The following is a 21,420-nucleotide window of genomic DNA, read 5'->3' on the forward strand; positions in this document are numbered from 1 at the left end:
GTTTAAATCCTATATCCTATGGAGGTTATGATGATTAGAGATAAAATTAATGAGTTGTTGGATGCTCTACCGGACAATGAACTGAACGTTGTGTACTCGCGGATTGAGCTTGTGTACTGCAAATATATGTATAACAAAAATTTGGAGGACAAGGGGGTCCTTGTGACTGATTTGTTCGAAGAATCCGAAGAGATCAGGGATACGTGGGACAAAAGGTTTGCCGGGAACCTCAGCGAAGAGGTAAAAGAGACTATTTATTATAGCCAGTATAAGTGGCATATGTTCAGTTACAAACAGCAGGATTGCTTAACCGGAGATTCAGCACGTCAGGCCTTCAATGCCAAGCTGAAAGATGAAGTATATGTGATGTATCAAAATGGAGGCTGGTTACTTTTATACGAAAATGCGAATCGAATCATTGCAGCGGACTTTGATTCCGAACAAGATATCTATATTTTTGACAGAGAGTTCACCTGGAGCTATGTACATACCCATGAGGAAATATGTGGACCGTATTTTTATCAAGTGAAGTGAGAGGCAACAACGATTAATGAGTTTGGAGCCATATTTTCAAATAAACGAATCATCTGCCGGAGGAGCCATTTCATGCGTAAGAAGTCCATTAAAATATTCAGACGTACCATGGTTATTATCCTTTCCATCGTAATACTCGCTCTGATCTTTCCTACGTGGACCCCTGGAATCAAGGGAGAGAATAGCATTAGCACGTTAGGACAGGTTGAGATTAACGGTGCCGGTCATGAGGTCATGATTCGGGGGAGGGATCGGAATAATCCTGTCCTTCTTTTTGTGCATGGTGGTCCGGGTTGCTCCGAGATTCCGTATGTGAGGAAATACCAAGAGGAGCTGGAGAAACATTTTACTATCGTGCACTATGATCAGCGTGGAAGCGGAAAGTCATATCATTTTATGGAGGATTATTCGGATTTGACGTCAGATGTGCTTGTAGAGGATTTGCTCGCTTTAACGGATGATGTGACTACGAAGCTCGGACAAGAACAGGTTGTGTTGGTCGGTCATTCATTTGGCACATACATAGGCACCAAAGCAGCGGCCAAAGCACCGGACAAATTCATGGCTTATATAGGTATTGGGCAAGTGGCAGATACTGCTCAGAGTGAGTTGGATAGTTTGGAATATACGATTGAACAAGCTGTACAAGCTGGAAATTCAGATGATGTCGAACGATTGGAGCTTCTTCGCGGTTCAATCGAGCGAGGAGAAAAGTATACCCCAAGAGATCTGGTTCGCAAGTATGGTGGTGCGGCCAGACTGATTGACGATAACAGGGATTATACACTCGGCTTTCTCTTGGGAACCGAATATAATGCGCTGGATGTGATTCGATATTCCCTGGGAGTAAGGGCCACACAGGAGATTCTCCTGAAAGAGGAATCCGCCAGACATTTGTCTGACATCGTAAAGCAACTGGATATCCCGACTTATTTTGTGATGGGAAAATATGATTATATGACATCCGTGAGTGCGGCACGTAACTATTTTGATGAGCTGAAAGCACCTGTAAAGGAATTTGTGTTATTTGAAGAGTCAGCTCACTATCCACAGTTTGAAGAAAAAGAACGATTCGCAGCATGGTTATTCAGAATATATGAATCTGGACATAGGTGATGAGTTCAAATCTGGTCGGTGTTTGCTTGCCGAGAGGGCCGGTTTGTCGTCTCTGGCGACTTTTTGCTATAGTTGTATCTGTCACAGCGCAAGCGGAGGTTGATCATTAATAACTTCGAATGAGGAGGGCTTTCTTTTGCAGGAGCTTTTTAAGGAGATCATAAAAAGACGTTAAACCCTTTATTACCAAACACGACTTTTCCAAAAAGGATCTGAATTTCTACAAAGCGGATGAAAGTTTCATTACCAAGTTCAACATTCAAAAAGCGAAATGGAACACCAGGAGTCATGTCATGTTTTATATCAATTGCAGTATTCATTCTACGGAGTTGGCGGAATTGAAGTCTGGGCAGCCCGGGGCGAATATCGTGGAGAACCAAGCTCATTTTACCTGCCGGATCAGAGAAATAGCCGCATCCGCTCCGGACCGATATTCCCTAACGCCTGATATCGACCCGGACCCGTTCTCGAAAGAGCTGTTGTCGCATTTGGAAGAAGCCATGACATTCCTGCACACCATAACAGGCGCCAGAGATATAGTGGAGTATTATATGGCCAAGACAGCGCTATATTTAAGCGAAAAAACCTTCCATTTTCTGCTGCAAGCTGGCGATACGGAAGCGGCTGAGCATTATTTGCAGCAGCTGCAATCCAAATACGGAGCCGAAACGCGCTGGGCGATATTCGAAAAGAAATATGCAGCTATTTTTGCCGAGTACGGAATGTAAGCCTGGCCCAGAAGAATACCCTAATGTAATCTTGTTTGATCAGCATTTTTATGGAGTTTTGCACCCCTTGTCTGATCTCCAGGTCGGCACTTATGTGAGTTAACAACATATAACGAAAGGTAAATTACGTTATGAGCGATATGCAATATCATTTGAATTTTGAGAAGTTGTGCCATGAACTACAGCTTGGTGAGTTGATCGGTACACCTAAAGCGGTCTCAGGCGGGCTTCTACATCGAATGTATGCGATTGAAACCACACAAGCCAAATATGCTGTGAAAGCATTAAATCCTCAAATTATGGCTAGACCTGCAGCTATGCAGAATTATATTCAATCCGAACAAATAGCAAACGTGGCAGCGAATGTTATCCATGCTCAACCTGCCAAAATCATAAACCATTCTTCGATGCAAATCTTAGATGATCAATGTTATCTGATATTTGACTGGATTGATGGGATCACATTGAAGCCTGATGGAGTTACCGAAATCTATTGTGGGCAAATGGGAACGATGCTTACAGATATCCATAACACCGATTTTTCACAGCTTTATCTTTCAACCCCTTCATTGGATCATTCGAAAGAAATAAATTGGACTTATTATCTAAACGAAGGACAGAAAGAAGATGCTGAGTGGACGATCCTATTCGGTAATAATCTTCACAAGCTCTATGAGTGGAGCGCTCAGGCGAAAAAAGCATCTACTATCCTGGCTTCGGATATGGTGATAAGTCATAGAGATTTGGAGCCGAAGAACGTCATGTGGCAGCAGAACATCCCTATTATCATTGATTGGGAATCGGCGGGTTATATCAACCCGATGCATGATCTGGTGGAAACAGCTGTATACTGGTCCGTAGATCGTACCGGAAACGTGAACAAAGGAAAGTTCCTGGCTTTTATACGCGGATACCGGGCTCAAGTGGGGAATTTGACTGCCCATTGGAGAGTGGTTCTCGAAAATGGTTTTGCTGGAAAGTTGGACTGGCTCGAATATAATCTGAAACGCTCGTTGTGGATTGAATGTACAGATCATGAAGAACAGCAAATGGGAACATCACAAGTGATATCGACGATAGAGGCTTTAAAACAATCCGAGAATATGATCTCAGAGCTGGAGAGCTGGCTGTATAGCTAAAAATGAGAAACTCGTTATTCGATGAACCAGAAAGGTGTGATCTGCATGACAAACGCCAAAGGAACATTAAGAACATGCGAATACGGACATTCCTATTACAAAAAAAGTGACTGCCCAACCTGTCCAACGTGCGAGGCTGAACGTAAACCAGAAGAGGGATTTCTAGCTTTGGTGTCTGCACCCGCCAGACGAGCCTTGGAAAATGAAAAGATTACAACAGTGCTAAAACTCTCGCAGTATAGTGAAAAAGAGATCCTGAAGCTGCACGGAATTGGGCCTTCTGCGATGCCAAAACTTCGACAAGCACTCGAAGAAGAGGGATTGTCGTTTAACAATTGACCCTCTTCACTCACATCTCCCTTAATCCAAACCGGAAGCTAACTCCTCCATCGTCACCTGATACAACAGGTTTCCCTCACTGAGGAGCAGTCGGTCTTGACGGAAATCCTGACGTGCCTGCTTGAAGGGTTTATTCTGTTTATTCACCAATTCAACTTTCTGCCCCTTGGTCAGACTTCCGAGCTTCTCCATTTTCTTAAAAACAAACGCCCCGTGTTTACCATACCCGGCATCAAACAAAAAGTGATACCCATCCGTACAAAATCCGGAGGAGCCGGACAGGTTAGGATTCACAAATGTTACCCTGCTCCTCATTCACCACATTGAGTGCGTAACAATCGGCAATATCGGCTGCATGGTCTTCGTACAGTTTGTTACCATGCTCATCCCAGGCCACCAGACCTTGTGAGCCAATTGGATTGCTCCATCCATTGTTCCCAAATACGCCTTCGTCGAAGTAACTGGTCCAGATTGTTCCGTTCTTTGTTACCTGCACGCTCTGAATACCGTCTCCCAGCAGAAACTCGCGGATCGTGTTTCCGTCCATATCACACACTTTAGCGTTCAGATCATACTGGTCATTATGACTTAACCCATAAAGGGATCAGTTATTTACCCAAAAGTGTGGCGTATATTGCAAGATGTTTTTACGCTTTCTTCAACGCAACTGGAAGCATAAGTTTGTCTTGAGTCCCCCATAGAACTCAGAATGATACTCAAGTAGACAGCCGGCTAAATAGTCGGCTGTCTTTCAGTTAAGCTAACGGGCAGGATAGTGCAACAAAGCATACAAACAAGCTATAAAAAAACTACTTATGGATGAATATGTCCATAAGTAGGAGAAGGGAATTATTTATAACAGATCAAATAATTCATATTAGCTATATTAACTTAGTTATATAGTAAGGTATGACTGTTTGATAATCTGAAGTATCATTCCAGACAGTTATGACCCATTCTCTACTAGTTCTAGGATAAGATTCTGTTGCGAACACTTCTTTGGTTTTTGGATCACCAGGTCTAATCGACCATCCACCAGAGACTACCCTTCTATTCATTGGAGCTAACATACTGAGTTCTCTGCTACCTCCTGGTGGGATCACTACTCTAGTAAATACAAAACGGTCAAAGCCATTCCCAAGGTTTTCAGAAATACGTGCTTTTGTTGCACTTAATCTAATGATACTTTTTTGTTTTACAATTGTCTTTCTTGTAATCTTCTTTTTGATTGCCATGATAAAACCTCCTCAAGTTTCATATTTGTTACAGTATTTAATAGATGTAAACTAAAGGGATTTTGCTTGTGTGTGTATCTAGTGAATTTGAATAAAATAGGGGAGTCGTGGGCATAGTCAAGAGATACATTTCTGAAAGCAATGTAATTGGCAGAGCCATATCGAGCATTCTTCTTCTCCATTTCAACTATGGCACCCGTCAAGAATGTGATAGAATAATAGTGATATCTTTTTCATACGAATTTCTAATGAAGCTAACGGAAAACGTTAGTTCAAAAAGCATGGGGCAGACTGCAGGTTGGCAGGCTGCTCTTTTTTCATTTAGCTAACGGGCAACAGGTAAGTAAGCTTATGAGGAACCAAGTCCAGCTAGGATTTGACGTATTGGAAGCATAAGTTTGCCATGAGTATTTGGAAGCATAAATGTGTATTTTGGCAAACTTATGGGTTAAGTCACAGTGTCATTCCCATAATAAGCGCACCGCGCACCGACCAGCAGCAGGTGATCATGCAACGGCTGCACGTAATGATAATTGAACGTTTGTCCCCAAATGACCACTTCCTCAATGTATTGCTCCGCCCCACTGTGTGGAAATGATCTGAAAGCCTTCGATGTTTGCCGAAATGTCGGCAAAGGGCAATAGTTTTACTTTGGGATTAGACATGGTTGTATCCTCCTCATCGTAGAATGCAGAGTCAACATCTGCATCTGTATATGTGAAGTATGAGGTACACATACTCGTCTGAACATGGCAGAAGTATGGCGAAGATCTTCTTTTGCCCCTGACAGCGTGTGAATGGGACGGATCGAATTGGATTGGATATCTCTATAACCGCACTTATAGTACAATAAGGAAGCTGTGTGAAATTCTATATCCAAAAGGAGGGGAAACAGGTAGCTATAAGGCGAATGCAGATCATACATACAATGTACGTAAAGTAATAGAAGAAGATCCGTAAATCGTGATATGAAGAGGGAAGAACTCATCCCAGAGAGACAAAACAGATAAGGAAGTGTTATAAGGTGGAACCACATATTCAAGAGCAAAAGACAGACTATCGTCCACTAGGCGTGTCGGGATTGGGAGGTTGGCTGATACTAATTCAGATCGGACTGTTTGCTACTATACTATTGCTTTCAATCCAGTTGTTTTCAATTTCAATACCATCACTCAAAACAGAAACATGGCAGCTTTTAACATAAGACCAATCGCATTACTACCATCCATTATGGGGTCCGGCTATCATTTTTGAATTGGTATACAACGCATTGTTTCTAATCTTTAGTGTGTATGCGGTCGTAGCTTTTTATAGAAAAAAATCCATATTTCCTCGCCTGATGATTATATTTTATAGTGTGAGTCTAGCTATGGGCATTGTTGATTATCTGTTACTGCTTCAGATTCCGTTGGCGCAGGAACTAGAGGATGGAAGCTTAATGAGAGATATTGTGAGGTCAGTACTCGCTTGCGCAATCTGGATTCCTTATTTTATCAAATCAGAACGAGTTCGTAATACGTTTATCAGATAAAAGCATAAGCCCCGGCCTAAGATGGAAGATCTAAAGCCGGGGTTTATTATAAATCTGGTCATAAAAAAGGAGGAGATAACTTGAAGATTTTTTTAGTGAGACATGGGATGGATGAGGAAGGCTACAGAGGTGGCTGGAGTCAGCGAGGTCTTATTGAGCAAGGCATTATTCAATCGGAGAGACTCGGAGATTACCTGTACCATCATTTAGAGCAATTTAACATAAACACAGTGATTAGCAGTGATCTTCCGCGTGCAGTTCAGACTGCAAAAGAGCTTGAAAAAAGACTGAATATAAAAGGAGATTATCTGAAAGATTGGAGAGAAATGAACAACGGAGATTTGGCTGGGATGCCAAACAAGGAAGCTGAAGTGAAATATGCAGGAGTTTATTTTAACACCCTTGGAATGGATACCCCGTTTCCAGGAGGAGAAAGTCCTCGAAGTTTTTATAACAGAATATGTAAATACCACAAATTAAAACCTCTTCCGCGTAAATAGCACGCACTTCAAAATCATCCACATATTTAGATTCGCAATCCAATACACGACAGGTGCGGGAAAAACATGAAGTTGTTCCGGCTTAACTTTAAGCTGGGTACACTCATACCAATTTTCAATAGTCACGGGCTTTAATACTAATTCCATACAAAAATTCCTCCCAAATTTTACTTCGCAGAGGAATTCATCCTCTACGATGACTTCGTAATCTTCCTTAGCACCATAGCAACGTGGATATTCTTCATACCACATCACTCCTCTCGAAATAAAAAATTCTAATATAGGTAGGTTATTCGCTCTCTTGTTTAATATAGCCTTCTTTTGTCATAGAAGTTAGGATTTTATCAATCCGTGACCTGGTGGTTTCATACATAAAACAATTGCGTTACAATGGTACGAAATGGAAGACTGAGGAGGAAGCTAATATGAGTGAAAAACCAAGTGATTTGCTGCGCGGATTGAAATCCTTGTCTGGACCTTTTCCCACTTGGGATACCGAGCGGTTGCCGGATCGTCCGGGGGAGCTTTTTCTGGATTGGTTGAGACTGGCGATTGATGCTGATGTGAAGGAACCCCATGCGATGACGATCTCGACGGTGGATGCGAATGGTTTTCCAGATGCCCGTGTATTAATTTTGAAAGACGTCGTTGACGAGGCTTTTTATTTTGCCTCTGGCTCGGAGAGTCGAAAAGGTCAGCAACTGGAGGATAATCCGCATGTGGCCCTAACCTTTTACTGGCCTGTGTTAGGCAGGCAAATTCGTATAAGGGGAACTGCCGAGGATCTGGGTGCGGAAGCGGGAGCAGCGGATTTCAGGAAAAGGGCAGCAGGGGCCCGTGCAGTGGCGATGATGGGACGACAGAGTCAGGAGTTGAGGAGCGAGGAAGAATTGGAACATGCGATTGCTACTCAGAAGGAACGGATCAGTCGTGATCCAGATGCTGTTACTCCAAATTGGAGGCTGTACGCCGTAAATGCAAAGGAAGTTGAGTTTTGGCAGGGAGACCCGGAGCGGAAGCATATGCGAATCCAATATGTAATGCAAGAGGGGACATGGAGCCACCGCAGACTATGGCCGTGATTATATAAATGGGAGGCATACATATGAAAACTATTGAGAGTTATTTTGAACCATTTCCAGTATTGGAAACAGAACGCACCCTCCTTAGGCCGATTACCTATGCTGATCTGGAGGATATGTACCGTTATTGCGCGGTTCCTGCGGTATCGGAGTACACAACTTGGGATGCACATCAGAGCAAGGAGGATACTAAAGCCTTTATTGATGTTCTCATGAGTCAATATGAGAACAATAAGCTTGGACCATGGGGAATCGAGGATAAACAAACGAACAAGCTGATTGGCAGCTGCAATTATTTGGGGTGCGACAGCAATAGTATGAAGGTGGAATTGGGTTATGTATTATCTAATGAGTACTGGGGCCAAGGCATCACCACCGAAGCGGTTAGACGGATCATTCAATTTGGGTTTGAAGACATCGGGTTGGAACGAATTCAGGCCAAATGCATGGTGAACAACATAGGCTCGGCCAAGGTTATGGAAAAGGCAGGCATGAAATTTGAAGGTGTTTTGCGGAATTTTATGAGGGTGAAAAATGAACTCCAAGATCTGAAAATGTATGCCATTTTAAAAGAAGATTTTCAATCATTATAACTTGATGAGTGTGTTTGAAAGGAATGTTAATGTTGATCAAAAAAGTCCTATTCGTTGTTCTATTCATGACTCTTTTTTTAAGTAACTCGGAAGTATCAAACAACCTGATTAACGCTTCAAATGAATCTCCTGCATCTATGATATTTACAGAGGATGAATTTCAATTTCAAATTAAATCCAAGGACATTGCCATTAAGTTGGGAAATACACGTGAAGAGGTTGAGCAGCAACTTGGATATCCCGTGGATTATTTTTACTATATGAATGTCTACCATTACAAAGATATGAGAATTCATTACAAAGAGGGCATCGTGGATGGGATCATGATTGATGATTCGGCAATGTTCAGAACATATAAAACGCCCAGAGGGATAGGCTTTGGCAGTACAATCCAAGAAGTAATCGGTCAATACGGAAAGAAAGGTTTTATGGATTCTAAGAAAGGAAAAGTGAGAAGCATTACGTATTTCATGGAGAAAAATAAACAAGGCCAATACAATGTATTATCGTCATTTGATCACGCAGCACTCGAAGGTGGCTATGAAAATATGAAGGGCTTGTCCATGGCGTTCGATCAGAAGGGACGTGTGTCATTCTTGATGATGGCAACCCATGAATATGCCTATAATCCTGAATTTAGAAGGACTGAAACTCAATGAAAGTGACAAGGCCACAGATTGTATATTAGGAAACCAAACGATACATTAAGTTTTATATACGACCAAGGCTTATATTCTCCATATTAGCGTACATAATGTCATATCGGAAACCTGGCTCCATCCGCTATAATCTCCAAGTTGTGAAACTTAGGATGAACGAAGGAACCAGGGGGTACGTCGAATTGACTGCAAAAAACAGATATAAATCACTTGAACTTGAAACACCTGGCGTGTATGAGCTAGAAGGGCTGGAGGTTGGAGTAACCTCCAATTGCAATTACAAATGTGACTATTGCTGCGCCTACAATCGGGACGATGGACAATGCATTGGTGGTCAGGAGGTGATCCGAATCATCAGTGAACTTCCGCGGCTTAAACGGGTACGTTTGTCCGGGGGAGAGGTGACGCTGAAATATGAGGATTGTCTGGAGATTGTAACGTACTGTACGGCACAGGGCATCGACACGCAATTAAACACGAATGCCAGCCTGCTGACAGAAGAACGAATTCATGCCTTGCGCGATGCAGGGTTGTCCAACATTCATATTTCGTTTAACTACACAGATGCAGAAACATACGCTGCCTATTACCGTGTGCATCCTCGCATGTATGAGAGATTGGAGCACAATATTCGTCTGTGTACAAAAGCCGGTCTGGAGACGGTATTGGAAACGTTACTGTTTGAAGGTAATCAAGAAAATATGCTGGCTATTAGCGATAAAGTCTATGATCTGGGTGTTCGAATCCATGAGATTCAGAACAGCATCAAGATGCCACATACCGATTGGAGCCAGATTGCTTCCCAAGAATCTCTCATTCGATCCGTAACGGAGCTGATTGAACATAAGAAGCCAGATACGACGCTATATTTTACCTGTATGGATCGTTTCGCCGAACAACTTGGTTTACGTGAGCAACCCGGAGTCTATTTCTCCAATTGTGTGGATGGGACGAAGCAACTGCATCTGCATGGCAATGGAGATATTCTCATCTGTGAGTTATGTCATCCGGTTGTGATTGGCAATATTTATCAAGGCACGTCCCTGAAGGATATCTATGTCAAGCAGCCGCAAGCGTTAACGGATTTTCTGGAAAAGCGGCCTTGTCCAGCGTACGATGCTCTTTTTGCAGGTGAACCATCCCGCTAATTGCAGCAAGCTGTTGAAGAAGGTGCCCATCTTCCTGTTTCAGCTATTGGGTGCAGCGCAGATTTGTCTATTAACAGAGAAGAGTGAGCATACCGCTTGCTCTCTTTTTTTCATCCAAAACCGTTTCATGTTTACCCTGTTATAGGGTACGATGGAAGGGGAACTTTTGGTGTGAATTCGCAAAAAAATCATTCATCCGTGGTTGAATAAACAGGACTGAAACCAGCAGGGGTCTAACATTATAAGGAAGGGGAGTGTGTCTATGTACCTTCGGAGTGTGGAGTTATTGTCTGCTAAAATCGAACAACCGGATCAATATCCGTTTCACATACCGGCCATACAGTCATTGGAGCGAATGGAGTTCACGAATAATATAACTTTTTTTGTTGGCGAAAATGGATCGGGAAAATCCACGCTGCTGGAAGGCATCGCGCATCAATGTGGATTCAACACAGCCGGGGGCGGGAGAAATAACTACTTTGAGGTTGATGCAGCAGAATCAGCATTAGGAGATTATTTACGTCTATCCTGGTTGCCCAAAGTCTCCAATGGCTTCTTCATGCGCTCCGAATCGTTCTATCAATTTGCTTCGCATGTTGATGAGGTAGGGGCACTCGATTATTATGGCGGGCGTTCGTTGCATGAACAATCCCACGGGGAGTCTTTTCTCAATCTGTTTGTGAACCGATTCAATTCCAAAGGCATCTACCTGCTCGATGAGCCCGAAGCCGCTTTATCTCCAGCCCGTCAACTCTCGCTGTTACGTATTCTTCACGATCTGTCAGACACTTCCCAATTTATTATCGCGACGCATTCGCCGATTCTGCTGGGTTATCCGGGGGCATGTATTCTGAGTTTTGACGATGGCGAAATTCAGAAAGTGGCCTATGAGGAGACGGACCATTACCAGATTACCCGCAGTTTTCTGGAAAACCGCGACCGAATGCTGAACGAGTTGTTCAAGGACTAAAATTATGGAGCGACCACCGTTGTAAAGGAGGAAATGATTTGAAACATCGAATACATATCCTTGGCGCATCGGGCTCAGGAGCTTCAACTCTGGGTCAGGCACTGTCAACAAAGCTTCCGCAAGTCAACCTGGATGGGGATGATTATTATTGGCATGAGAAGTTTACCTCACCCAGGGAACCAATGGACAGATTCAAGCTGTTATCAGAAGATATGGATCAATACCAGCAGTGGATTCTCTCAGGAGCGGTTTGTGGTTGGGGGGATCGTTTGAAGCCCCGTTTTGATTTGGTCATTTTCCTGCATGTACCCAATGAGATCAGGCTTGAGCGATTGAGGCAAAGGGAAGTCATGCGGTATGGTGATGCGGTTTTGCCGGGTGGAAGCATGTATGAAGAATCCAGGGCATTCCTGGCGTGGGCCTCGCAATATGAGGATGGGGGAATGGACATACGTAGCAAAGCGCTGCATGAACAATGGATGAAGGATCTGACCTGCCCGATTTTGAAAATAGAGGGGAGTCATTCGGTTCAGGCGCGAGTGGATATCGTGCTGCAATATTTAAACGAGAATACAGATGGATCAGTAGAAGATAAACTTCAATTAAATGCAGAGGAGAGATTAGATGAAAATAGGTATGCTGATTGTTGATATGCAAGAGAGTATTGTACGGGCTAAGTTGGATCAGAAAGCAATAGATCGCGCTTGTGAATATATCAATCATGTCGCAGACGTGCTTCGTTCGAATGACCATGTGGTGGTTCATGTGCAAGACGTGGAAGGTATGGAGGACGCAACTTCTGATGAATATCGTATTATTCCCGAGGTTGATGTGGATGAGAAGGATCTCACGGTTACCAAGAAGAGTTCCAATGCATTCTGGCAGACTGATCTGGAGCAGGTGTTGAAGAGTCGTGGTATTGAACTGGTGATCATCGCCGGTTTTGCCGCAGAGGAATGTGTGTTATTTACCTATCATGGTGCGATGGAGCGAGGATTTAGACCTGTTATGTTGCAAAATGGAATTCTTAGCACACATCACGAAGCGGTGATGTCCACGTACAGGGACCGCAATGTGATCTCATATCCTGTGGTTGATTATCTAATCCATTAAGTGTCGGTTAAATCTATAACATAACTCATTTAGTGGTCTACTTCCAAATGGAGGTATGGTCATGAATGTACTTCATATTGCTTTGGTCATATTGTTCTCTTTTGCAGGTTTGGTACTTGTTATTCAGGGGTTGAAGAAAAAATCGCCACTTATGCTGTTCTTCGGTGTGATATTGATCTTGGCTCCCATACTTATATTCATGGGTTGGATCACTTGGGTACCTTTTGTTAACCCCGTTGCACTTGCCATTGCATACCTTGGGCAGAAAAAGAAAACGACTAACACGGCTTAACCTGACTCTGCAAAGAGTCTATTTTTTTGCTGCGACTTTTTACCAGGAAAAGCATATTGCATCATTCGATTCAAATCGCTTCTTCTGGATGGATACCAAATTCTCAAGACAGTATATTTCTCGTTTTAAACCAAACATTGCCTATATCTGCCGCGGTTGAAACGTTATATTGAGAGCAATACACGCAAGCGCGCTGTGAACACCGACAAGGTCGATGTAAATCACATGATAAGGGAGATGTGTAACGAAGATGAATATACAAATTACGAGCATTTTAGCAGAACAGAAGGAATTGTTTTTGAATCTGTACAATTTGTATTTATATGATCTGTCCGAATTCTCGGGCGAGGATTTGCTTGAAGAGGGGAAGTATGATCCGACCAATACATATCTCTATCTGGAACGTGGGGAATTACATCCATTTTTTATTCAATATGAAGACAAGGTTATTGGATTTGTACTGATCTGCTCGCCTCCATATGTGCCGGAGGATGTAGATTATACGGTGCAGGAGCTGTTCCTGGTGAAAAAGTATCGCGGACAGGGGCTGGCAAAAAAAGCCATTGACTTGGTGTTTGCGCAATTTCAGGGTAAATTTAAAGTGGAACAGTTTGCTGATAATTCAGCAGCGGTTTTGTTCTGGAAAAGGTATTATGAACAACATCAGATTGAACATATCCAGTCGGAATATCGCATTGAGATTGACAATATCGCTGGCAGCCATCGGATTTTGTGTCAGACATTTGTACGTGAAATAACGGAGAGTTAGAGTTTAAAGGGAAGGAAGATCAAATTGTTTATTGTATTGGCGACGAAGATGAAGTGCACTTCAATATTTACACGATTGACTCCGATTACAGACCGAAGAAGCCTGGAACAGACTATATGGGCATACTGCATCATGATCATGTGACCAATGATTTTATCAAGAGGTACAAAGAAGAAGGTACAGAGATTCTAGTTAAAAGAAGGATCTTTTAAATGTTGGCAGTATCATAATTGAATCGACTTAACTCACTTTATATTCAATAAGGTTCTGTGCATCTCCCTGGTTTGGGAGTCTGACAGGATTTTTTTTGGATTTGCTGTAGCCAAAGGGGGGAGGATATGCAGGATTATGGTTCAAAACAACTTCGTATTTACCAATGCATGGGTTATGATAAAAAAAGGAATTCACAGAAGAAAATACATGGTCTTATTTCCTAGTATAGGGGGACTTGAAGCATGGCGCTGCATAATTTTGTTATTGAAAAATAAATCCGATATAACTGAATTTATCCATACCTCTTACTCATGGCATCGTCATGGGGTTATACATAAAAGTGGGCTCATAACAGAGGAGCATGCTAGCCTGGAAGATGAGTTCGTTTCATACATTTACGATTCTCTTCTCTGGCTTGATACGTGGAATCCATCCACCTGTGAAAGCTGTCGTGGACTGAACAATTACGGCATAACTGTTATTGAAGAAAAAGAGGCTTTGTTGAAGTTCCATCAACTCATTCGTGTATGGATTGATTTATTTACCCTTGCTCCTGACCAGATCAAACTGACAGGAGATTATGGTTTTAATGGAACTGAACCGAGGGGCTATTATGAGACACTCATATATAACAGAGTTGAATTGATAAACGAATTAAACAAGCTTGCCAATATGGCCAAACATGCTGAGATAAGTGGGAAATGCATTGTGCATTTTGGAATATGATCTTCTGAAGGTAGAGAGGAGTATGATGAATGACAAGGCGTATTGTCGTTACGGGAGAGAATGAAATATACATATCCGGACGGCAACGAGGTTGTGTTTGTGATGTTCCTATTTAACGTCACTGCCGAATTGAATGGTAAACTTGCTGTTGATCAGGCCACTCTTTTATTTGTAGATGAGCAGAATGAATCGTTACAGCTTGCTTTTAAAAGTCTGGATGAGATTAATATTTCCACAATTAACAAGGTACAAAAGCCAGTATTTGTAGATTTGAAGCAAGGAGAGTCCAAGCTACTACGTGTGTAATATGCATAAACAACGTAGCTAAACATGAAGTGGGGGATTGATTATGATAAAAAATTTAGAATTACTTAACCCCTTTATTCCTGCATTTTCTGTTCAAGGTTTGGAGTGGGTTGCGGGTGTGAATTTGTATATCAAACAAGATAAATATTATGAGAATATCATGATAGCAGACATTACATTTCTAATGGAATTCTCAAATGCTACATATGAATTGCTTTTTAGATTCACTGACATTGAAAGTTTCCATTATCGGCCTGATGGTGTTCTAGTACAGATCAGTGGGTTTAATATTAAAGATCTGAAAGACCATGGTTATCATCCGATGAAATATCTCGTTGAGGACTATGAAAACGGGGTGTTGGGATTCTATTGTGGCGAAATTGAATTGATGAGTGTGCAAGAAAGTGAGCACTTGGCTTTGTAAGCGATAAAACCATATTAAATCTTCCTAAGGATAGAGAAAGGAGTATTACTATGCCTTGGCCCATGGTTCATTTTGCAATCGCATCCGTATTATTATCACATCCAACCCCCGAGTTTATATTGGGAAGTCTCGCACCGGACTCCATCCATGTGAGAACCAATGACAGAACTGAAAAGGCAGAAACACATCTGATGCCGGTTGCAGGCCGGTTTGCAACAGACGAAGAGCTCAAGATATTTTTCGATTCCCATAAGCAGCGAGCTCATAGTGATCCTAAGTTTATGCAATATTTGAGCGGATACATTGCCCACATATATACGGATCGGGTGTGGACCTTCGATATTTATCCGGCATATGAAGTTCAACCCAACGGACGGAGTATCTATACGCAGGATGTCATGAAGCTGGAGTTTATGATTTTGCGGGATTGGTCGAGTGCTCATGAATGGATAAACAAGCTGGAAAAAGGTGAAGCTTTTGAGCTGGGTGGATTGTTGGAGCAAGAGGTGTATACGTATAGGGCGAAGAAAATGGACTTTTTAAACAACCATGGACATGATTCCTTAAGTGATTTGAGCATTTTATCTATGGATACGATAGAAACGTTCATTCATACAACGGCTTCGAAACTGAAACAACTGTTTACAGCTTGGCAGGCGTTTTATGATGAACAACATCATGGATGATGAAGATAATAGAGGAGGGGACCTATGCCAAACCAAGATGCGGCACGTTCCAACAGGGAGCATATGATTCGTCTAACGCCATACCATGAAAAGTATAACCAAGACTTGTCTAATTTTTCACTGAGTAGTGAACAAACTCAATTCACAGCTATGCCCGCCGATGTTATCGAGGAGGCCATTTATAATCCAGACAAGTATCCGGTGGTTATTTTACATGAAGAGAAGACGGTTGGTTTCTTTATATTACATAAAAATTCCGAGTATGTTGAACAAAAGGATGCTTCCCGCACGATACTGGTACGCGCATTATCCATTACGTTAGAACATCAGGGAAACGGGTACGCACTCGCAGCCATGAAGGCACTGCCTGAATGGATTAAGCAGCTCGATCCGAAGGTTAATGAAATTATTCTAGCTGTGAATGAGGGGAATGTAGCGGCACAAAAGCTGTATCTGAAAGTTGGTTTTCACGATCGCGGAGAGCGGAGGATGGGTATCCATGGTCTGCAACTTATTTTGCAATATAGCATGGTGTAGGATGGAACTATTAAACGGATTACGGGCGTAAAAGTACACATTTGGCAAAAAGGAGTTGTAACGTGGCGAACATACACAAGGGAAGATATTCAGCTGAGATCGATGGGGAGTTTGTTGTGTTTATTATTGGTATGCGAATTAACCGCCTGTGGGCGATACATAAGTGGTTACCCATCTTTAAATCCATGGGCCCGATGATTAAATAACTGTACATGAACCCAGATACCGGGTTTCTGGGGACGGAATATTTTGTGAGCTGGAGTGGGGTGACCCTATTGCAATATTGGAGATCTTATGATGATTTGGAGAAATACGCACGCGGAGGCCTGCACTTGGAGGCTTGGAAACGATTTAACCAATCCGTTGGATCGGATGGAAGCGTGGGAATCTATCATGAAACCTACAAAGCTCAGTCCGGTTCGTATGAGACCATATATGCGAATATGCCCAAGTTTGGATTGGCTAAAGTGTCTAACCATGTTCCTGTGACAGGCAGGAAGGAAACGTCCAGACGTAGAATGGGTGGAGAGAATGATCCCGCAGTAGAAACACCAAAGAATCCTTAGGGTAAAACTCAAGAGAATTTCGAATGTACAACCATCGCAAACAGAGAGGAGCATGTTATTGAAGGTTACCATCAAACCAGAAGATTTGAGTTCAGAGCAGCTTAGCTGGCTTTGTGTTCAACCGTTGCTGATTTCCGTTCGTGGGAAAGATGTTGCAGCAAAAGTAGAGGTGTATCGGCAATTGCACGAAGGACAACAAGCGATATTTTTGTTCTATTCCTACCATAACCATACGAAAAGCCTGGCGGAGTTTTACTGGTTTTCGGCGTACAACATCATTGAGATGAAGAGCTGGAATGGGATAAAGAACGGAATGCGCTACTTCAATCAAAATGAAATGGTGACTCTGCTGGACGACATCGAGCGTTTGATTACAGATACAAGTAAAGTTGGAGACACGTGGCGTGAGGTGCTGCCCACGGATTTAGATAAGGACCCAACCCTGCTTCAAAGAACGGAAGAATTATATTTGAAGTATCAGGCCTCGGCTCAGGATGCTATATTACACATGAATGAGATGATTCGGCAAAATCAGGCGTTGTATCTGGAGACCGGATCGGTGACCTGAATTCATATGACATTCTGAAAGAGATACAAGGAGGACTACTCGTGAGTGAGTAGTTCTTTTTATCATGTCTTTGCGCTGAAAAACAGTGCTCATGCAACAAACCTGCTATTTTATATCAAACTCAATATGATCCAAATGATTGCTCCCTGGTTCCCCGGAATATGGTTGTTATCCATCGTGGTGCACATTATCGCTTTTTATTTATATGTTAGAATAGATAGCAGGGAAAAAGCGGAGGAGCTAACAATATTCTGAAGTAGGCTGCTAGCATCTTCATCGTTCTCGTTCTTGCTTTAACCAATCCGAGTAGAACCGATTTCGTCGCATGGTTGGCAAGCGAGCATCATATTCATGCCTCGTATGATGTGAATGGAGGAACAACGTATACACAGACAGTAGATGGACAGGAAAAAAGCCTTATTTTCAGAAGCGAACATCTTCAGCATTGGGGGATCTATACAACGTATGATCAACTTTTTACGGATGCCGAAGGCAAAGAAATCAAAATCAAAGCGGTTGGCATATTGAAAATGTTTATGAATAGGTAGTGGATTACTTACTGTTCTTGTTATGGAAATTGGATAAAATGTTTTACCTACACACCACGCCCTTTGTGTGATGTAAATCATGCGAAGGAGCGTGTTTTTTGGGGTTTGGAGAGAACCCAATGGAAGGGAGTTAGCTTACTTGGTTTATTCGCAAATTCCACATTATGGGTTATGATGTACCTATAGAGAAAATTTAACATACATAGGAAATCTCTGTTTTTTGATAGATTGCATATTTTTCAAGCTTAAACTTAAAGGTTTTCAATATAAATCATTGAGGTGACTACGATGATCAAATCCCAAACGTTACAAACGAGAAGGTTAATTGCAGATGATTTAGAAAGATTAGGTGTGGAAAAGGGAATGACATTAATTGTTCACTCCTCTCTTAAATCTTTAGGGAATGTGGTTGGCGGAGCAGTTGCAGTTTTTGGCATTGGAAGAAGCAGTGGGTATTCATGGAAATATTGTTATGCCTACTCAAACTGAACATTTGTGTGAACCAACACAAAACAATGATAGTTTGACTCTGGAGGAAATCAAAGTAATTCGAGAGAATATGCCCATATATTATCCTGATTTGACGCCAACTTCTTATATGGGGATCATTCCTGAAACATTTCGCAAACAAAATGGAGTGTTACGCAGCTCTCATCCTCATGTTTCATTTGCTGCTTGGGGGAAAGATGCTAAGAAAATTATTGAAAATCATAATCTGAATTATGCACTAAGCGAGACATCTCCATTGGGAAGAATTTCTGAATTGGAGGGGTTTATTTTATTACTTGGAGCACCGACGAATTCGAACACTTCTTTACATCTGGCTGAGTATAAGCAAAAGAATTCCTTCATTAAGCCCAAAGTATGGGATGTCAAAATGTGTATTAATGGAGAAGAAAAGTGGATTACTTATGATGATATTAATAATGAATCGGATGATTTTGATATTATTTTTGATGATTTCAAGTCCAAAACTAACTTGGTAAAAGAGGGTTTAGTAGGGCAAGGGCTGAGTTATTTACTACCTCAGAGAGAAATGATTGATTTTGCATTAGACTGGATGAACCAAAATAGAAGATAGCTTAGTAATAGGGAGGAACAAGATGAAAGCCATTTTTCTTGATTTCTATGGGACAGTTGTTCATGAAGATGATGATATTCTTCCAGTGATTTATAAAAAGGTTCAAGCTTCTGCGCAGGTTGAATGTACAACGGATGAGATTGGCGCATATTGGTGGAAGGCATTCTCAACGTTATTTTATGCAAGCCATGGCAGCCAGTTTACCACGCAAAGAATGCTGAATGTGCAGTCTCTGGCAGAAACACTTCGTCATTTCGAATCGAATCTACGGGCGGATTCACTTAATCAGGAGCAGTTGGCTCATTGGCGTAACCCGAATATATTTGTTGATTCAACTCCCTTTTTGCAAGCGCTTCAGATCCCTATATATATTCTGTCCAATATCGATACCGATGACGTGAGAGCTGCAATGAAGGCGCATGACATTGAAGTGACTGGTGTGATTACCAGCGAGGATGTTCGATCCTATAAGCCACGATCAGAGATGTTTGATGAAGCGATCAGCAGGTATGATTTGTACCGAACTGAAGTAATCCATATTGGGGATTCTCTGGTCAGTGATGTGCAGGGAGCACAAAATGCGGGAATTCAGGCGGTCTGGTTAAATCGGAAAGGCAAATCCAAACCGAAGCAGATTACACCGGATTATGAGTGTAAAGACCTTACCGAAGTTCTGCATATGTTGGAGGGTTCGGTATGAAAAAGTTAATCGTGTGTTCATTATTATTTCTATTCCTCATTGCCTGTCAGGATAAAACAACGAATGAAGCTGTGCAGAAACCAGCTATTCCAGTGACGGAAAGTCATACTGAGGAAGCAGTCAAGCAGAAGGACGATGAAGCAGCAGCACCCAAAGAGGACAAAGGCATTCCACCTGTTTATCTCGATGAAACGAAATATACAGGTGATGAACTGGAAATCATCAAACTGATGAACGCTCGCATGCGTTATTTATGGGAAGGGGATGAGAAAAGCTATATGAGCCTTTTTGATCCGCAATCGCCCGTCTCAGGCATGTTAGGTTATAAAATTCGCCAGGTTACCTCTATGAGTGAGATCACGATTCGAGAGCAAAAGAAGCTCTATGAGGCAGTTGTGAGGGTTACTGAATTAAGAGAGGATGAGGAAGAGGTCTGGAAAAGTATGGTGTTTTGGAAAAAGAAAGCGGATGGCGATGCTGCGCAATGGATTTTTGCAGACATCGATTAACAACAACTTGATTATTATGAAGTTAAGGGTGATGAATTCATGACACGATCATTAATACTTATTGAGGGGTTACCGGGTTCAGGAAAGTCGACGATTGCCAAGATGGTATCGGAGATTCTGATTCAGAAAGGTAAAGGTCTTTATTGGATACTCATGAGGCATACAAGGAGTTATTGGAAAGCACAGCCACAGCCTATCTGGATGGGTTTCTGATTCCCTATCGTAAGATGAAAGAGGAACTGGGAACGGATTTTCCCGACTATATCGTACAAGAGATATTCAACAAAGATATTTATGAACTGCCTTTTGAACAAAATGTGAAGCTGATTACCGCAAAATGGCAGAGCTTTACGGAAAACGTGATAAGCGCGGATGAGGATTTCATCACCGTATTCGAATGTTGTTTTATCCAGAATCCACTGACCGTGGGTTTGGTGAGATACAATCAATCCAATGAAGCAAATGTGCAATATGTGCTGGAATTGGAACGCATCGTTCAATCACTGAATCCACTATTAATCTACCTTCATCAGCTGGATCTTGCCCATACCTTTGATAAGGCAATCCAGGAAAGACCCAAGGAATGGTCGGATGGATTCATTCATTATTATACAAATCAAGGCTTCGGACTAGCAAAAGGATATCATGGAGTCGATGGCACGGTGAAGGTTTTGCAAGAAAGAAAACGCATGGAGACGGAGATTTATCAGTTATTGAACATGGACAAGTACTGGTTGGATAATTCAGATTATAACCGTACTGCTTGTCAGAAGGAACTGGAGAAGATTTTGAAAGGGTAAGGGGGAGA

General features: G+C 42.1%; 30 protein-coding genes and 2 pseudogenes. 29 read left to right on the forward strand and 3 right to left on the reverse strand.

What is annotated here, in order from left to right; genetic code table 11:
- The first annotated feature begins 27 nt into the window (after positions 1–27).
- From ACR32F_RS07945 to ACR32F_RS07965, 5 genes are all read left to right on the forward strand, one after another.
- Positions 28–534 carry a DUF4275 family protein gene (locus ACR32F_RS07945; RefSeq protein WP_440117747.1) on the forward strand — a complete coding sequence of 169 codons (507 nt, stop codon included), beginning with the start codon at positions 28–30 and terminating at the stop codon, positions 532–534.
- A 72-nt stretch (positions 535–606) separates the two neighbouring features.
- Positions 607–1,650, forward strand: a complete 1,044-nt coding sequence (locus ACR32F_RS07950) for an alpha/beta fold hydrolase (RefSeq protein WP_440117749.1) — start codon at positions 607–609, stop codon at positions 1,648–1,650.
- A 182-nt stretch (positions 1,651–1,832) separates the two neighbouring features.
- Positions 1,833–2,378: a DUF4304 domain-containing protein gene (locus ACR32F_RS07955; protein ID WP_440119736.1), complete on the forward strand. Its 546-nt coding sequence runs from the start codon at positions 1,833–1,835 to the stop codon at positions 2,376–2,378.
- Positions 2,379–2,509: 131 nt separating this feature from the next.
- Positions 2,510–3,517, forward strand: a complete 1,008-nt coding sequence (locus ACR32F_RS07960) for an aminoglycoside phosphotransferase family protein (RefSeq protein ID WP_440117751.1) — start codon at positions 2,510–2,512, stop codon at positions 3,515–3,517.
- 45 nt (positions 3,518–3,562) lie between these two features.
- On the forward strand, positions 3,563–3,856 hold the full coding sequence (locus ACR32F_RS07965) for an RNA polymerase alpha subunit C-terminal domain-containing protein (protein ID WP_440117753.1): 294 nt from the start codon (positions 3,563–3,565) through the stop codon (positions 3,854–3,856).
- Positions 3,857–3,877: 21 nt separating this feature from the next.
- On the opposite strand, the gene ACR32F_RS07970 is transcribed toward ACR32F_RS07965, so the two are convergent.
- From ACR32F_RS07970 to ACR32F_RS07980, 3 genes are all read right to left on the reverse strand, one after another.
- Complete coding sequence (locus ACR32F_RS07970) at positions 3,878–4,150, reverse strand: hypothetical protein (protein WP_440117755.1); 273 nt, start codon at positions 4,148–4,150, stop codon at positions 3,878–3,880.
- The gene (locus tag ACR32F_RS07975; RefSeq protein ID WP_440117757.1) at positions 4,140–4,403 is read right to left on the reverse strand and encodes a hypothetical protein; all 264 of its coding nucleotides are present in this window, start codon (positions 4,401–4,403) and stop codon (positions 4,140–4,142) included. Before ACR32F_RS07975 ends, ACR32F_RS07970 begins: the two co-directional genes overlap by 11 nt.
- A gap of 334 nt (positions 4,404–4,737) precedes the next feature.
- Positions 4,738–5,091, reverse strand: coding sequence for a hypothetical protein (locus tag ACR32F_RS07980; protein ID WP_440117759.1), 354 nt, complete (start codon positions 5,089–5,091; stop codon positions 4,738–4,740).
- A gap of 1,240 nt (positions 5,092–6,331) precedes the next feature.
- Between ACR32F_RS07980 and ACR32F_RS07985 the strand changes: the two are divergent.
- The 24 genes and pseudogenes from ACR32F_RS07985 to ACR32F_RS08100 all read left to right on the forward strand — a co-directional run.
- A pseudogene (locus ACR32F_RS07985) lies at positions 6,332–6,622 on the forward strand (DUF2569 domain-containing protein); the annotation flags it as partial.
- Between the two features lie 80 nt (positions 6,623–6,702).
- Positions 6,703–7,122: a histidine phosphatase family protein gene (locus ACR32F_RS07990; protein WP_440117761.1), complete on the forward strand. Its 420-nt coding sequence runs from the start codon at positions 6,703–6,705 to the stop codon at positions 7,120–7,122.
- A 425-nt stretch (positions 7,123–7,547) separates the two neighbouring features.
- Positions 7,548–8,204, forward strand: coding sequence for a pyridoxine/pyridoxamine 5'-phosphate oxidase (locus ACR32F_RS07995; RefSeq protein ID WP_440117765.1), 657 nt, complete (start codon positions 7,548–7,550; stop codon positions 8,202–8,204).
- A gap of 23 nt (positions 8,205–8,227) precedes the next feature.
- A complete protein-coding gene (locus ACR32F_RS08000) occupies positions 8,228–8,797 on the forward strand; it encodes a GNAT family N-acetyltransferase (protein WP_440117767.1) in 570 nt (189 codons plus the stop codon).
- Positions 8,798–8,826: 29 nt separating this feature from the next.
- Positions 8,827–9,456, forward strand: a complete 630-nt coding sequence (locus ACR32F_RS08005) for a hypothetical protein (RefSeq protein WP_440117769.1) — start codon at positions 8,827–8,829, stop codon at positions 9,454–9,456.
- A gap of 182 nt (positions 9,457–9,638) precedes the next feature.
- Entirely contained in the window at positions 9,639–10,604 is a 966-nt protein-coding gene (locus ACR32F_RS08010; RefSeq protein ID WP_440117771.1) for a radical SAM protein, read from the forward strand.
- Positions 10,605–10,866: 262 nt separating this feature from the next.
- Positions 10,867–11,574, forward strand: coding sequence for an AAA family ATPase (locus ACR32F_RS08015; protein WP_440117773.1), 708 nt, complete (start codon positions 10,867–10,869; stop codon positions 11,572–11,574).
- Positions 11,575–11,612: 38 nt separating this feature from the next.
- The gene (locus tag ACR32F_RS08020; RefSeq protein ID WP_440117775.1) at positions 11,613–12,224 is read left to right on the forward strand and encodes an AAA family ATPase; all 612 of its coding nucleotides are present in this window, start codon (positions 11,613–11,615) and stop codon (positions 12,222–12,224) included.
- Positions 12,199–12,687, forward strand: coding sequence for a cysteine hydrolase family protein (locus tag ACR32F_RS08025; RefSeq protein ID WP_440117777.1), 489 nt, complete (start codon positions 12,199–12,201; stop codon positions 12,685–12,687). Before ACR32F_RS08020 ends, ACR32F_RS08025 begins: the two co-directional genes overlap by 26 nt.
- Positions 12,688–12,748: 61 nt before the next feature.
- The gene (locus ACR32F_RS08030) at positions 12,749–12,979 is read left to right on the forward strand and encodes a hypothetical protein (RefSeq protein WP_440117779.1); all 231 of its coding nucleotides are present in this window, start codon (positions 12,749–12,751) and stop codon (positions 12,977–12,979) included.
- Positions 12,980–13,229: 250 nt separating this feature from the next.
- Positions 13,230–13,748 (forward strand): GNAT family N-acetyltransferase, encoded by a 519-nt coding sequence (locus ACR32F_RS08035; RefSeq protein WP_440117781.1) that lies wholly within the window; start codon positions 13,230–13,232, stop codon positions 13,746–13,748.
- 348 nt (positions 13,749–14,096) lie between these two features.
- Entirely contained in the window at positions 14,097–14,687 is a 591-nt protein-coding gene (locus ACR32F_RS08040; RefSeq protein ID WP_440117783.1) for a hypothetical protein, read from the forward strand.
- A gap of 60 nt (positions 14,688–14,747) precedes the next feature.
- Entirely contained in the window at positions 14,748–14,993 is a 246-nt protein-coding gene (locus tag ACR32F_RS08045; protein WP_440117785.1) for a hypothetical protein, read from the forward strand.
- Positions 14,994–15,036: 43 nt separating this feature from the next.
- Positions 15,037–15,417, forward strand: a complete 381-nt coding sequence (locus ACR32F_RS08050) for a hypothetical protein (protein WP_440117787.1) — start codon at positions 15,037–15,039, stop codon at positions 15,415–15,417.
- Between the two features lie 50 nt (positions 15,418–15,467).
- Positions 15,468–16,103 (forward strand): hypothetical protein, encoded by a 636-nt coding sequence (locus ACR32F_RS08055; protein ID WP_440117789.1) that lies wholly within the window; start codon positions 15,468–15,470, stop codon positions 16,101–16,103.
- A 24-nt stretch (positions 16,104–16,127) separates the two neighbouring features.
- Entirely contained in the window at positions 16,128–16,640 is a 513-nt protein-coding gene (locus ACR32F_RS08060; protein WP_440117791.1) for a GNAT family N-acetyltransferase, read from the forward strand.
- Between the two features lie 62 nt (positions 16,641–16,702).
- Positions 16,703–17,206, forward strand: a pseudogene (locus ACR32F_RS08065) (DUF4188 domain-containing protein).
- Between the two features lie 58 nt (positions 17,207–17,264).
- Positions 17,265–17,774: a hypothetical protein gene (locus ACR32F_RS08070; RefSeq protein WP_440117793.1), complete on the forward strand. Its 510-nt coding sequence runs from the start codon at positions 17,265–17,267 to the stop codon at positions 17,772–17,774.
- Positions 17,775–17,819: 45 nt separating this feature from the next.
- The gene (locus ACR32F_RS08075) at positions 17,820–18,029 is read left to right on the forward strand and encodes a hypothetical protein (protein ID WP_440117795.1); all 210 of its coding nucleotides are present in this window, start codon (positions 17,820–17,822) and stop codon (positions 18,027–18,029) included.
- Positions 18,030–18,731: 702 nt separating this feature from the next.
- Complete coding sequence (locus ACR32F_RS08080; protein WP_440117797.1) at positions 18,732–19,403, forward strand: aminoglycoside N(3)-acetyltransferase; 672 nt, start codon at positions 18,732–18,734, stop codon at positions 19,401–19,403.
- Positions 19,404–19,425: 22 nt separating this feature from the next.
- The gene (locus ACR32F_RS08085) at positions 19,426–20,103 is read left to right on the forward strand and encodes an HAD family hydrolase (RefSeq protein WP_440117799.1); all 678 of its coding nucleotides are present in this window, start codon (positions 19,426–19,428) and stop codon (positions 20,101–20,103) included.
- Entirely contained in the window at positions 20,100–20,612 is a 513-nt protein-coding gene (locus ACR32F_RS08090; RefSeq protein WP_440117801.1) for a hypothetical protein, read from the forward strand. The genes ACR32F_RS08085 and ACR32F_RS08090 overlap by 4 nt, the downstream gene beginning before the upstream one ends.
- 39 nt (positions 20,613–20,651) lie before the next feature.
- On the forward strand, positions 20,652–20,825 hold the full coding sequence (locus ACR32F_RS08095; RefSeq protein ID WP_440117803.1) for an adenylyl-sulfate kinase: 174 nt from the start codon (positions 20,652–20,654) through the stop codon (positions 20,823–20,825).
- Positions 20,756–21,412, forward strand: coding sequence for a hypothetical protein (locus ACR32F_RS08100; protein WP_440120086.1), 657 nt, complete (start codon positions 20,756–20,758; stop codon positions 21,410–21,412). The genes ACR32F_RS08095 and ACR32F_RS08100 overlap by 70 nt, the downstream gene beginning before the upstream one ends.
- The last annotated feature ends 8 nt before the right edge of the window (positions 21,413–21,420 follow it).

It is taken from the genome of Paenibacillus hebaui (genome assembly GCF_051934385.1).
In the GTDB taxonomy this organism is placed as follows: domain Bacteria; phylum Bacillota; class Bacilli; order Paenibacillales; family Paenibacillaceae; genus Paenibacillus.